The 14,305-nt window shown below is 48.2% G+C and carries 9 protein-coding genes; 1 reads left to right on the forward strand and 8 read right to left on the reverse strand.

All coding sequences use genetic code 11. The features are described from left to right. Positions 1 to 9: 9 nt before the first annotated feature. The 6 genes from D7D25_RS03485 to polA all read right to left on the reverse strand — a co-directional run bounded on the left by D7D25_RS03485 (position 10) and on the right by polA (position 8,835). Positions 10 to 1,047, reverse strand: coding sequence for a glycosyltransferase family 4 protein (locus D7D25_RS03485; protein ID WP_122967564.1), 1,038 nt, complete (start codon positions 1,045 to 1,047; stop codon positions 10 to 12). Between the two features lie 11 nt (positions 1,048 to 1,058). After that, a complete protein-coding gene (locus D7D25_RS03490) occupies positions 1,059 to 3,293 on the reverse strand; it encodes a glycosyltransferase family 4 protein (protein WP_122967565.1) in 2,235 nt (744 codons plus the stop codon). Positions 3,294 to 3,584: 291 nt separating this feature from the next. Then, positions 3,585 to 4,364 carry a radical SAM protein gene (locus D7D25_RS03495; protein ID WP_122967566.1) on the reverse strand — a complete coding sequence of 260 codons (780 nt, stop codon included), beginning with the start codon at positions 4,362 to 4,364 and terminating at the stop codon, positions 3,585 to 3,587. Positions 4,365 to 4,654: 290 nt separating this feature from the next. Next, on the reverse strand, positions 4,655 to 5,125 hold the full coding sequence (locus D7D25_RS03500; RefSeq protein ID WP_158602526.1) for a DUF4943 family protein: 471 nt from the start codon (positions 5,123 to 5,125) through the stop codon (positions 4,655 to 4,657). Positions 5,126 to 5,449: 324 nt separating this feature from the next. Continuing rightward, entirely contained in the window at positions 5,450 to 5,902 is a 453-nt protein-coding gene (locus D7D25_RS03505; RefSeq protein WP_122967568.1) for a YqaA family protein, read from the reverse strand. Positions 5,903 to 6,036: 134 nt separating this feature from the next. Further along, entirely contained in the window at positions 6,037 to 8,835 is a 2,799-nt protein-coding gene (polA, locus tag D7D25_RS03510; RefSeq protein ID WP_122967569.1) for a DNA polymerase I, read from the reverse strand. Positions 8,836 to 8,992: 157 nt separating this feature from the next. Between polA and D7D25_RS03515 the strand changes: the two genes are divergently transcribed. After that, entirely contained in the window at positions 8,993 to 9,967 is a 975-nt protein-coding gene (locus D7D25_RS03515) for a polyprenyl synthetase family protein (protein WP_122967570.1), read from the forward strand. A gap of 55 nt (positions 9,968 to 10,022) precedes the next feature. Here the strand turns inward: D7D25_RS03515 and D7D25_RS03520 are convergent, their stop codons facing one another. After that, on the reverse strand, positions 10,023 to 10,448 hold the full coding sequence (locus tag D7D25_RS03520) for an Hsp20/alpha crystallin family protein (RefSeq protein WP_122967571.1): 426 nt from the start codon (positions 10,446 to 10,448) through the stop codon (positions 10,023 to 10,025). Between the two features lie 390 nt (positions 10,449 to 10,838). Continuing rightward, positions 10,839 to 14,237: a glycoside hydrolase family 2 TIM barrel-domain containing protein gene (locus D7D25_RS03530; RefSeq protein ID WP_370453822.1), complete on the reverse strand. Its 3,399-nt coding sequence runs from the start codon at positions 14,235 to 14,237 to the stop codon at positions 10,839 to 10,841. Positions 14,238 to 14,305: the final 68 nt, after the last annotated feature.

Consider the following 14,305-nt stretch of genomic DNA (forward strand, 5'->3'; position numbering starts at 1 on the left):
ATACCTTTTTTACCAGCCGGATATTCCGGCTGGGCTGTGTGATTGTAATACCTTTTCATATGTATCGATATAGTTCCTCACCATTTCTTTATCGCTGAAACGGTTTTCGGCCCAGAGCCGGCAATAGCGCCGGTCAATGGCAGAGACATGCTTTACGGCTTCTGCCGACTCGTCGACCCCGGCGGTGAGGAAGCCTGTTTTTCCGTCCTGGATCAGCTCGGGCATGGAGCCTCGATTGAAGGCTATGACCGGTGTCCCGCACATCATGGCTTCAGCAACGCTCAATCCGAAGGGCTCGTCGAAAGAGATGGGATGCAACAGGGCATAGGCATGGCCGAGCAACCGTTCACGCTCTCGGGGTCCGGAATTGCCCGTATAAATCACGCGCTCGCCGTCAACGAAAGGGCGTACATGTTCGTCAAAATAGGCTTCGTCCTGTATTAATCCGGAAATGATGAGTCGCCGTTTTACCTGCCGGGCGATCCGGATGGCTTCGCGTGTGCCTTTATCGGGGTGGATCCTGCCGAAAAACAGCAGATAGTCGTCCGGAGAGGCGTTGAATGGGAAATCCCCGGTGTGTATGCCGTTGTATACCGTGGCCGTATAGTGCAGTTCGGGACTGCGGTCGGCATTGCTGATGGATACGTAGTAGTTGCTGTTGTTATATTTCTTGTACACCGGCAGGATGGCAGGTGAGGAAAACCCGTGGATGGTGGTAACCATGGGGGTACGTATCAACCCTGAATAGGTGAGGGGCAGGAAGTCGAAATGGTTATGTATGATGTCGAACCGGTGTGCTTGTTCCATCAGGTGACTGATATGCAGGCATTCCCACACTTTGGCGTCGAGCGAGGGGTCTTCGGCATAACCTGTGCCGCAGACAGACGCGAGCGTGCCCTTTGTCACCGAATCACCCGTGGCGAAAAGGGTAACATCCATGCCGGCCTGTACCAACCCTTCGGCCACGTTCGACGCTACCTGTTCCCACGGGCCATATTTCCGAGGCGGCGTCCGCCATGCGATGGGTGATAAAATTGCGATTTTCATAGATCCCGGCGCTAATCTTTTCTGTAATATTCTTCGTGTGCCTCCAGCACGACCAGGTAAGCAATCAGGTAGGCGAGCGTACTCTCAGCCCCCTGATTGCGGCTTATACCATCTCGTTCCAGGCCATCGAAGCAACCCTGGGTCTCATAATTATAGAGGCTGAGACGGAGATCGTTTTCACCCAGAAACCACCGGAAGGAAGCAAACAGCTTTTTCAGATAGTCGCTGTTGTCGGTCATTTTGTATGCTTGATGAAACATTAACACCATGCACATGGCGTCCACAGGCTGTTGGGCAAAATCAGAGCGGGTACCCTCCCGGCGGTACCATTTTTCGTTTCCGATAATCGACAAATACCCCTCCTTGAAGGTAATATCTGAGAGGAATTGCATCGACTCGAAGGCAATTCTCCGGACTTCTTCATCCTTAAGGATATCCGCAGCGTGCAGCATGGCGAGGGGGAGCATGCCGTTGTCGTAGGCGAACAATGTTTCATACCACTTCCAGCCGTCGCGGGTATTTTGCCGGTATTCCTCCGCCAAAAAAGCGGTGAGCTTGCGCAATCGTTCGATCATGACATCATCTCCCATATTTTTTCTTAAATAGTAAGAAACACCGATGATGACATTGGCGATGCTGCGTACCGAACGAAGCGTGTCGAATACCGGAAGGGCCTTGTCGAGCATGAATTTTCCGATTTGATAGTAAGAGTCGTCCGGGGCATTGTCCATCATGTATCCTATAGCCCATATAGCACGCCCGAAGGCGTCTTCAGAGCCTCTTTCATCAAGAAAGCCGCGGTCGAACTTCAAGAAATTCCGAAATGTGCCGTCATCGTTTTGCATATAATGGATATAGCTCAGATAAACCGGGCATAGTTCCAGCGCTTCGCGGTTTTTGGTTTCCTTATAAGCCATCAGGGCCATGATGAGCGCCCGGGCGTTATCGTCAAGACAATAGCCCTCCTTCAAGTTGGGAATACTGAATTTGGTGTGCTGTATGATCCCCGTGTCGTCGGTAAGACGTTTTATATGCGCCAATGAAAAGGGAGGCAGTATTTTTATGTCGAAGGGGATAGAGTCTTTTTTGGGGATTTTCACCTGCTCGGCCGTTACTTTTTTGACCAGGCTGTTATATTTGTTGCCGATTTTGGGCCAACTGATCTGATGGCCGTATTCATAAGCGTTCCTGCTCAGGCGGAGCCGCTTTTGGGGATGGCCCAGCAAATCGACCAGGATATCGGCCAACTGCCCGTGGTTACTGAAATCGAAGAGTACCCCCTTGTTGTCAGCCAGTAATTCCACCGCATGCCAATAGGGAGTGGAAACCACAGGGCACCCTACGCCTACGGCATAGGAGAGGGTACCGCTGGTAATCTGCGCTTCGTTGAGATAAGGGGTGATGTAAATGTCGGCCGCATAGAGATATTTGAACAATTCCCGTTCGTCGACAAATTTGTCGATAAACACCACATTATTTTCCAGGTGCAATTCGTCCACAAGCTGGATAAGGTAATTGCGGTATTCCTCACCCATGTAACGGAGCACATGGGGGTGCGTCTTGCCCAGCACGATATACAATACTTCGGGATGTTTTTTAACGACTTCAGGCAAAGCCTTTATCACCGTCTCGATGCCTTTGTTGCGACTGACAAACCCGAAGGTCAGGAGTACTTGGTTCTTTTCGAGTTTGAACTCTTTCTTGGCTTCCTGCCGCGAAAATTTGAAGTCGGGTACGCCGTGCTCGATATAGGCTATCTTCTCTTTCGGCACATCATAGATAGTTTGGAGGAAATCCACGGCCTGCCGGCTCATGACCACCACGCGGTGAGCCGTCCGGCAAATCCGTTGCAGTATCTCTTTCTGGTCATAGGAAGGAGTTTTTAACACGGTATGGAAGGTCACCACCAGAGGCATTTTAAGGCGATGAAGGAGCGAGAGGATATATACACCGTTGCGGCCGCCGAAAATTCCGAATTCATGTTCCAAGATGCAACAGTCGGCTCCGCTGAGGTTGATATATTCCGCCGCTGCCAGATAATCGTGTTGATATTCCTGGCGGATGGTAAACTTGACTTCTTCCGGATATTCGTATTCCTGACCAAAATCGTTCATCGCGACAACAAAACTCTCGTTGTTGCCCTTTTTGAGCTCTTTTTTGCCGGACATAGCCTGCCGCAGGTTGTGGGTAAAGGTTCCGATCCCGCACCTGCGGGGCGGATACGTTCCGATATATACTGTCTTCATTTCCTTTAAATATTTAATTATGAGTGGACATATAAAGAACAGTTATACACGATGCTTTGTTTAAAAGGGATACAACCGCATCATACAGTGATCCATACAATCGGGGATCTCTTCTTTAGGGTGGGTCGGGCATCCTTGGAACGACATTTTCCAATGCAATGCGAGTTTCGCGTGTAAGTTTGAAATGCGTGCAACTATAGGTCTCCGCTTTAGTCGCGATCATGCCCCTTGCGAAAGTTGAGTGATGCAATAAAAGCCGGCCATGGCGGTTTAAAATGAAACGCGGCATTATTATCCTGCCACATTGGTTTGTATCCCTAACTCCTCCACTCTGGCCGCTATTTTCCGCAAATCGTCGACAGGCACCTTTTCAAGCTCTTTGGCGGGCGTTTCCCGGTCAATGGTATAGATCATCACCTCGCGGGGGTTAAGCGTCCTGACCAGCTCTAACCAGGCTGAAATCTCCTTTTCGGTGGTGTTGTCGACTTCCTGTCCTTCAAACCGGCCTCTCACGAACATGGTCTGCAAGATGAAATTACCCTGAAAGCGGTGATAGCGTGCTACCTGTTTGGCTACTGAATAACCGGGAGCGTTGGGGCGGTCGATCAGGCGTACGGTCTCATCGAATGCCGAGTCGAGTTTCACTATGGGGTTCTCTGTCTTTTGGAGCGCCTCGAATACCTCGGGTTTGTGGAGGTGCATGCCGTTGGTGAGCACGCTTATTTTGGCGGCCGGAAAATAACGATCCCGCAGCCCGATAGTATCGTCGATAATGCCTTCAAACTGCGGGTGCATCGTCGGCTCCCCGTTACCGGCAAAAGTGATCACATCGGGTGTGATTCCTTCCTGGCGGAGTGACAACAGTTTATCCTCCAGCGCCGCCCATACATTTTCCCGGTCGGGCAATTGGGTCTTTGTTCGGAAGTCTTTATTGAATCCGCATTCGCAGTAGATGCAGTCGAATGAACAGAGTTTACCGTCATACGGCAGCAGGTTTATTCCAAGCGATAACCCCAGCCTCCTGCTGTGGATGGGCCCAAAAACAATCTCATGAAATAATATGGTGGACATTTAGATGATCTTTAAAAAATCGGACGGCGTCATTGCATTCTTTCACGAAAATAGAAAAAAACATTCACACCTGCAAAGGTTTCAACAAAAACAGATCTGGTTTTACTTTTTCCGATTACAAGTCGAGAATCTTTCCTCAAACGGGGCACAGTTAAGTTTACTTTTTCTGATACCGATTACAAGCGTTTCTCGCTCACAACCCCCAGGATTCTCAAAATAAGGGTATTGCGCAACGGTTGCCGCACGATTGAGATAAGGAACGGATGCGGAAAATTAAAAAATCGCCTCCTTTAAAACCATATATATCCGCTGTCTTCGAGAGGATTGACCCCTTTCCAATTGCCGTTCTTGTGGTTTTTCCACCATTCGATATACAATTCCCTTACGGCAAGAATCTCTTTGGTAGTCAACGCCATGTAGTTGCCGTCGGTATCTGTTTCGGATCTTACAAGAAACGGGTCTAAGGAGCCATATCTTGCCCCGTTGCGGATTCCTTCGACTGTCCATAAAAGACACTCGCCCAAAATAAAATATCCCCGTCCTTCGGGAAAGGGCCGGCGGGAAGATATCGGGTTCAACGGATAATCCCGGATATGGGTCGTGTCCGAAGCCAGTTCCAGTAAAACCGGGATATCAACCGGCGAGAACACGGGCATCTCCAACCAAAGATTGTCCCCGTTTTCGCCTTTTTTATGCAACCGGTACGTTCCTTGCTTAATTTGTTTTACAAATAAATGTGGATCGGGGTCATTTAATTTCAACTCTTTATTGCAGGAGACGAATAAAAGAGTTAAACAAGTAAAAAAAACCATCTTTTTCATTGCTGCCAGATGAAGGTGTTCACTGAATGTATGACGGTATATCGGAAAAAATGTTGCGTGAAAAATGTTAAGATTTAACTTTTTAACAAATTTCCCGCATTGGGCGCTTGTCGATAAAAACAAATATGGCATTGCGTATGAGGGAATATTTTTATTGGATGAATTCATTGTAAAGTTCCTCTTAAAAAAAGTCCGAAATATCGGCAAATTGTTTGTCGACAATTTGATTGCCAATATGTTTTTGTTTATTGCCGACAGAGAACTTTAAAATATTTCCAACAATTTATCGGTTCCAAATCCGATTAACAGGTAGCGCAAAAATTTCCCGGTAGTCATCGAGGCCATTACCACCGGCATGTTTGCCCGCATGAACCCCAGTGCGACCAGCATCAAATCGCCTATGGCCGGGAGAAAGCCGAAAAACCCCATGACCGCCCCTTTTCTTCGCAGCCGGAGAGTCATACGGTCGACCTTCTCGGGTTTTATGTGAAACCATTTTTCCAACCATTCAGTCTTGCCCAGTCGTCCCAAATAATAGCAGGTTGCACCCCCTAGGGAATTTCCTATGGTAGCATAGACGATACAACTCCCTATGTCATATCCCGCGGCAATCAACGCGGCGAAAACCACTTCCGAACTTAATGGCAAGATAGTGGCTGCCAAGAAAGAAGCCAGCAGTAGTCCCCAGAAACCGAATTCCGCTAATCCGTCCAACATACAACTAATTTTACTAATGAGTCAATATGCCAATAAGCCAATGAATAGAGAGTGAAAGGTGAGTAACCCGTAGCGCGTTTCATTTGCATTTTAGTTAATTAGCACATTAGCAAATTGATATATTGTCTCATTGATTAGTGCGCTGCCAGCCAGTTTTCCCCCACCCCTATGTCGGTCTTCAGCGGGATCGACAATTGACAGGCATTTTCCATCTCTTCCTTCACAATTGCTTTTACTTTTTCCAATTCTTCCGGCAATACATTGAAATTCAATTCGTCATGTACCTGGAGGATCATTTTGGATTGGAGCTTCTCCTTTTGTAGCCGGGTGAAGATGCGGATCATGGCCATTTTGATGATATCTGCCGCGCTCCCCTGGATGGGGGCGTTGATGGCATTCCGTTCAGCATAGCCACGTACCACGGCGTTGCGCGAGTTGATATCGGCAAGATACCGCTTACGTCCCAGAAGCGTCTCCACAAAGCCTTTCTCACGCGCCTGGGAAATGCTTTCATCCATATATTGTTTCACCTGAGGGAAAGTCTCAAAATATCCATCGATCAATTCTTTGGCTTCGGTACGGGAGATGGCAAGCCGTTCCGACAGGCCGAAGGGTGTGATGCCGTAGATAATCCCGAAGTTGGCTGTCTTTGCCTTACGCCGCATATCCCCGGTGACCTCTTCCAGGGGAATCTTATAGATCTTGGCAGCGGTGGCGGCATGGATATCCTGCCCTTTACTGAACGCTTCGGTCATGTTCTTGTCGCCGCTCAGGTGAGCCATGATACGCAGTTCGATCTGTGAGTAGTCCGATGAAACGAACAGGCATCCTTGGTCGGGAATAAATACTTTCCGCATCTCTTTACCCCGTTCATCGCGGATAGGGATATTCTGCAGATTGGGGTTGGTGCTGCTCAGCCGTCCTGTGGCGGCTACCGTCTGGTTGAATGAGGTGTGTATCTTACCCGTACGGGGATTGATAAGCAGCGGGAATGCATCGATATAAGTGCCGAGCAGTTTTTTAAGTCCCCTCTGTTCCAGTATCTTTTCGATGATCGGATGTTTCGAGCGGATTTTCTCCAGCTCTTCCTCACTGGTTTTATATTGTCCGGTCTTGGTCTTTTTCGGCTTATCCACGATCATCAGCCTGTCAAACAAGATCTCACCGATTTGTTTGGGAGAATTGACATTGAACGCAATGCCGGCCATATCGGTAATCTCTTTTTCAATCCGTTGCAGTTCGGCGGTGTATTGGGTGGAAAGCTCTTCCAATGCTTTCAGGTCGAGCCTTACCCCGGTCCATTCCATATCGGCCAGCACATAGATAAGCGGACATTCAATGTCGTAGAACAGCTTCTCCAGATGGCTGTCGCGGATCTCACGTTCCAGTATATTTTTCAATTTCAGCGTGATGTCGGCATCTTCCGCGGCATAATCGGCCACGATCTTCGGATCCACAGCGCGCATGCTTTTCTGGTTCTTGCCTCTTGGACCGATCAGTTCTTCGATATGGATCGTCCGGTATTTCAGGTAGGTTTCTGCCATATAATCCATCCCGTGCCGGATTTCCGGGTTCAGGAGATAGTGGGCGATCATGGTGTCGAAGAGTTTCCCTTTCACCTGGATATCATAATTGCGGAGTGACAGGATATCATATTTGAGGTTTTGGCCGATCTTACCAATAGCCTCATTTTCAAAGAAAGGCTTGAATATCGCTGCCTGGCGGCAAGCCTCTTCGCGGTCGGCAGAAATAGGCACATACCAGGCTTCCCCCTCGTTGAACGCGAAGGAGAGTCCCACCAGGTCACTCAATAACGGATCCATGCCGGTAGTTTCCGTGTCGAAGCAGACCGATGGCTGTGCCGTTAATTTTTTGCATAGCTCCACCATTTCCTCTTCCGACCGTATCATGGTGTATTGATGGGGTGTTGTGTGGATGTTGGCGTAGCCGGCGGACAACTCGACCGGTGGAAGCATTGCTATTTCTGTTTCCGTTTCCTCTTCGACCGTTTCAAACAGATTACCCTGTACGGGCCCTCTGGGTGCAACGGCCACAGGCGTGCGGTTGAACAGACGATTCAGGAAGGTGCGGAATTCCAGCAGTTCGAAAAGGGCCTTCAGGGCCTCTCGGTTCATCTCTTTCCGGGCAAAATCATCCTCTCTTACCTCAATGGGCACGTCGGTCTTGATAGTGGCCAGGAATTTTGAGAAAAGGATCTGCTCCCGATTATCCTCCACTTTCTTTTGCAACGCCCCTTTGAGTTGATGGCTTTGTGCAAGCAGGTTTTCGATGGTGCCGAACTCTCTGAGCAGTTTTATAGCCGTCTTTTCCCCTACACTCGGGCACCCCGGGATATTATCAGAGGTGTCTCCCATCAGCCCCAGCAGGTCGACCATCTGGGCCGGACTCGAGAGGTGATACTTTTCCATTACCTTTTTATCGTCCAGGATATCGAAATCATTGCTGCCGTATTTGGGTTTGTAGATGAAGATATGGGACTCGGCAAGCTGCCCGTAGTCTTTGTCGGGTGTCATCATATACACATCAAAACGGTCTTTATCTACCCGTTTGGCAATAGTGCCGATCACATCATCGGCTTCATAGCCCGGCACTTCGAGTATGGGAATATTGTATGCGGCGATGACCTGCTTGATGATGGGAACCGATCGCTTGATATCTTCAGGGGTCGCTTCACGTTGCGCCTTGTAGGACTCGAATTCCTGATGACGGAAAGTGGGGCCGTCAGGATCGAAAGCCACCGCGATATGTGACGGGTTTTCCTTATGGAGCACTTCTTCCAGGGTGTTGACAAACCCGAAAATGGCGGATGTGTTCTCACCTTTTGAGTTTACCCTCGGGTTCCTGATGAAAGCATAGTAGGAACGGTAAATAAGAGCATAGGCGTCCAGAAGGAATAGTTTGTTCTTGTGCATAATTATATTCAAATAAATTTAATTTTTTTCTATGCTTGACTTTGCTGATTTAGCTTAACGAAAACGTTCAAAATCTGATTAAGAAATGTAAAGTTACGAATATTTGTTGCTGGGAGGAGAATAATTTATAAATTTGTGACATAAAATTCAGGATGCGATGGATCAGAGTCAGGTCATAAGAGACTTTCTACAGGAAGAACTGGAACTTTTTGATACTTATTTGCGAGAATCAATCAAAAACAGTAATCCCCGCATTGCAGGAATTATCGATTATGTTTTCAAGGGAAACGGTAAACGGTTAAGGCCTATGTTGGTTTTATTGGCCGCAAAAGCCTGCGGGCAGATTATCCCGGAGACGTATCATGGCGCTGTGACGGTTGAGTTGTTACATACAGCCACGCTTGTGCATGATGATGTGATTGATAAGTCCGATATGCGCAGGGGCAGGCGCTCGGTGAATGCTGTTTTCGACAACACCAAGGCGGTACTTGTGGGTGATTATCTTTTGTCGTCGGCTTTGGCTGAGAGTGTAAAGACCAAGGATTTCAATATTGTACGTATCATGTCGGAGTTGGGGAAAAGCCTGGCGGAAGGGGAGTTGGTGCAGTTTGCGCTTGCTGAGGAGATCCTGATTGATGAAGCATCCTATTTTCAGGTGATCGAGAAGAAGACGGCCTCTTTATTGCGTGCCAGCATTACCATCGGAGCTATTACCGGAGGCGCTTCCCCGCAGGTTACCTCCGAATTCGGCCGGTTGGGAGGCATCTTGGGTATCTGTTTTCAGATAAGGGATGATATCTTTGATTATTACAAAAATGATGTGGGTAAGCCTACCGGCAACGATATCCGGGAAGGAAAAGTGACACTTCCCCTGATATATGCTTTGCAGCATGCACCCCGGACGGTTTCGGACGGGATGTTGAAAATCATTCAATCGCGGGATTATTCGGATGAGAATATCGGACGGGTGCTTGATTTTGCCAAAGAGTATGGTGGAGTGGAGTATGCCCACAAAAAGATGCGGGAATTGCTGGATGAGGGCGAAACGATCATCTCGGAGCTCCCCGTCGATGACCAAATCAAAACTCTTTTGCGTCTTCTCCTGATCTATTTGAATGAACGGGACCATTAAAAAAGAAGAGTGGAACCATTGGTCCACTCCCTTTCTTCGTTACCTTTTCTGTCGATTATTGGATTTCAATCAGCTTGGATGTGGAAACTTTTTCTTCTTCCACAGTGGGGATTTCAACGGTCAAAACCCCGTTTTCCACCTTTGCGCAGATCTTATCCTTTTCCACGTTCTCGGGCAATACCATTCTTCTTTGGAACTGCGTATAAGAAAATTCACGTCTCAGGTAAGCTCCCTTTTTATCTTTCTCTTCCTGTTCATTCTTCTTCTCAAAGGAGATCACCAGATTATTTTCCTCATCGATCCTCACCACACAGTCTTCTTTGGTCATGCCCGGAGCCGCAACTTCCACCGTAAATCCTTTTTCATTCTGCTGGATATTGATGGCAGGCACAGATCTGCTGCTGTTTTCCATCCATTCATTACCGAAAAAGTCATTGAAAATACTCGGTAACCAGTTGTTTGTACGTCTGATAATTGCCATAATTTACTCCTTTCTTTTAGTTTTCTTTTGTTACACTATCAACAGTGCAAAATAGATGCCGGGAGGGAATTTATCCCGTTTTGGAGCATGTTTGTGACAAAATGGCCGAAAAACATCAAAAAACAGTTGGATATTGCAAAATGTAAAGACAAAATGGCAGAGCCTGGGGGTGGTGATCAATCTTTACGGGAGGGTGAACTTTTTCGTTAAGCGAGAACAGAGGAAAAACTTGTTTTTACTATGTCGAGCGTAGAAAAAGCCTAACTTTAGTGAACTTTTTCGTTAAGCGAGAACAGAGGAAAAACTTAAACAAAACAGGCAGAAGGCCGGAAAACCGGCCCTCTGCCCGTGGAAATAGGATCTGAAACCATTTTATGGAACTGAAACCCTTTAGTATTTCAAAGGTGATTTCTCCATGATCTCCGCTTCGCTTTTCACCGGAATCAGCGTGAAACCCCATTTGTAATCCTGATTGGCAGGAATGGTGTATTGGGGAAGGGGACGGGCTCCCCAACTATTGTATCCGGCCACGCCTTGTTGTTTCATGTCGATACATACCTCCACGAAGTCTCGGGGGAAGATATCATTGATATGTGTCTGGCGGGGTCGCTTGTTCTTTGCCTCTTCATCGGAACGGGAAGCGATTTCCTCACTGCTGAAATTGTTCCACTGATAAGGCTTGTCCTTGTTCTCTTCGGAGTCAAAATCCTCCACGCTGTTACGCAACGCATTGAACCCTATGGAACTGTCGGCAACGATCATCAATCCGCCGGTGTCATTGGTGAGGGCTACCCATCGTGTATCGGTCCGGTGTCCGTTTTCCTGCGGACGAACATAAGGGAAATAATTTTCCTCTGCTGTGGTTTGGTAAAGGCCCACTTTGGATCCGGAAGCCCTGTCGATATAATTCTCTCCCGGGCCACGGCCGAAATAAGATACGTTATGCATCGTCACCGGCATGCGGAATCGCACGCCTATACGGGGTACGGTCAGCGTGGACGAAGCTTTACGCGCGGCGGATGCTTCCGGTGAGAAAGTGGCTGTGAGCGTCGCTTCGGAAGCGCCGACCTGTCTCTCTTCCATATCGGTGGAGAAGAATTCCACATCTACCTTTATAACCCCGGAAGGATAGATGCTGTATTTTACAGTGTAAAGGTTGCCTGCGGCAAGCAGATAAGTGGTTTCAACTACCACTTTGTTATCTTCAGGATAGCTCTTCACCTCGGTGACATTGAAATTTTTGCTTGATTGTTTCCATACCTGCAGGCGGTGAGGATTTCCATTTCCGTAATCGTTGTCGTTCGGGGCACGCCAGAAGTTGGGTTGTAGGCCGAAGCCTTTGTCAAAATACTCATTGCCTTCCACCTTATAGGAGGTAACCATACCGCTCGCTTTGTCAAATATAAATTCCAAGCGGGGAGAGGTCACACGGATGCTGTTTCCGGATTGATCCACTTGTAGCGGGGGTGTGCCGTTGCTCTCCTTGTATGCTTGCTTAGGTATCGAGAGCGGTAGTTTGAATTGTTCGATGGCTACTATGTGACCGGCGGGAATGAATGGTGCGGCTTCTTTTTGAATCACTTCAAAGTTGACAAAATATTCCATACCGGGTTTGGGCTGTAACTTGCCGACGGGTAATGAAACCTCTGTGGTTTGTTGAGGTCGCAGGGAGACTTGCAACACTCCTTCGGAGATGTTCTTTCCATTTTCAGTGATAATATAGCGGAAAGTATAGTCATCCGTATTGGAGAAATATTGCCGGTTAATGATCCGGAAAACGCCTGTGGACAGGTCCACCGCTTCAAAGGCAAAATTCTGGTGGACATATTTCACTTCGGCCAGGGCAGGGTGGGGGGAACGGTCAGGATTTACCAGACCGTTGCAGAGAAAGTTTCCGTCACTGGGCATGTCCACACCATAGTCCCCGCCATATTTATAGTAGAGCCTTCCTTCTTCGTCGTAAGCTTCCATACCCTGGTCTACCCAATCCCAGATGTATCCGCCCTGCAGATTCGGGTATTTGTAGATTGCCTCCCACTGGATATCAAGATTACCGTTGGAGTTACCCATGGCATGCGAGTATTCTGAGGGGATTACCGGTCGGTCGCTCCCTGCTTTGCCGACCTCTTCCAGCCAGGCGGCACTGGGATATTGTGGCACATACATGTCAGAGTTGAAGTCCCATAACGCCCGTTCATAGTTCACCGGACGATCCATCAGGCTACGCTCCTGATCTTTCAGGAATTTATAGGTATGGAAAAAATTGATACCGTTGCCGGCTTCATTGCCAAGCGACCAAATGGAGACGCACGGATGATTTTTGTTCCTTTCGAACATGTTTACGGTTCTGTCCATATGGGCCTGCTCCCATTCCGGGTGTTTGGCGAGGGATCGTTCGCCGTAATATAGCCCGTGCGACTCGATATTGGCCTCATCGTATACATAGAGCCCGTATTCGCTGCACAGTTCATAGAAGCGGCGCGGTTGCGGATAATGGGAGAGCCGGACGCTATTGATATTGTGCAGTTTCATCAGCTCGATATCTTTTCGCATCAGTTCTTCCGTCACATAATGGCCGGTTTTGGGATTGGTCTCATGCAGGTTAACCCCTTTTAACTTGATGGGTTGGCCGTTCACAAGGAAAAGGCGGTCGGTTCGATCGCCGCTCTTTACCGGTTTGATCTCGAACCGGCGGAAACCGACAGGGTAGGGGACTACCTCCCCCGATGTATCCCCTTCTTTCTTCACGGTGATAAGCAGTTTGTACAGGTGGGGATGCTCCGAAGTCCATGCAGCCACATCAGGTAGTCGTTGTGCGTTGAAGCGGACGGTATTCTCTCCTTGGCTTTGGATTGCCACCGGTTTTGTTTCTGAGGCAACCACTTTGCCGGCGGGATCGAGCAGTTCATAAGAGACTTCGGCATAGGAAGCGCCGGAGAGATAGTTGCTGACGGTCGTTTCCAATTCGAAGATGCCATTGCGGTAACTCTCATCAAGGGTCGCTTTCACCCTGAAATCACGTAACGATGTCTTGGGTTGCGACCAGAGGAAGACATCCCGCTCAATACCGCTGATGCGCCAGAAGTCCTGCGCCTCAAGGTAGGAGCCCGTGCTCCAGCGGAATATTTTCAGCACGAGTGAATTTTTACCGGGATGTATATAGGAGTTGATCCTGAATTCGGCGGCTGTCTTTGAATCCTCGCTATATCCTACCTCTTTTCCGTTGATATACACATATACTCCTGATTTGGCTCCGTCAATGGACAGAAATATCTCACGCTCGTTCCAATCTTCGGGGATATCTATTTCACGGCGGTATACGCCCACCGGGTTTTCTTGCGGAAGATAGGGCGGCTCCATCTTCGGATAGCGGGTTTCCGGATCACGTTCCACGAATTCATAGGGATGATTCACATACACCGCGGTACCGAAGCCTTGCATTTCCCAATTACCCGGAACCTTGATATCTTTCCATCCGGTGAGGAGGAGGGCAGAATCGGTGACGTTTTCGGGCAGTTGGTGGTAGGAATCCACGAAATAGAATTTCCATGTTCCGTTCAGTGAGATATAATATTTACTCTCCTCGAAAGGGGTATTAAGCGCTTCCGATCTGGTTTCATACGTCATGAACTGCGTGCGAGGATGCTCTTTGTTTACCTTTACTACATTCACATCCTGCCAGTAGGGCAGGGGGCGACGTTTGGAAATCGATTGATGTTCCTGGGCAGTCAATGTGTTTATACAAAACAGGCAGACGATTGCCGCCAGGGAAAAAAAATTGATTTTCATATGACTATTTTATTTTTTTTATTTCGGTATATGGAACCTGCCCCGGTCGTTCGAGAACTGTCACGATT

Origin of the sequence: Proteiniphilum sp. X52 (assembly GCF_003712195.1) — a bacterium.
Taxonomy (GTDB): Bacteria; Bacteroidota; Bacteroidia; order Bacteroidales; family Dysgonomonadaceae; genus Proteiniphilum.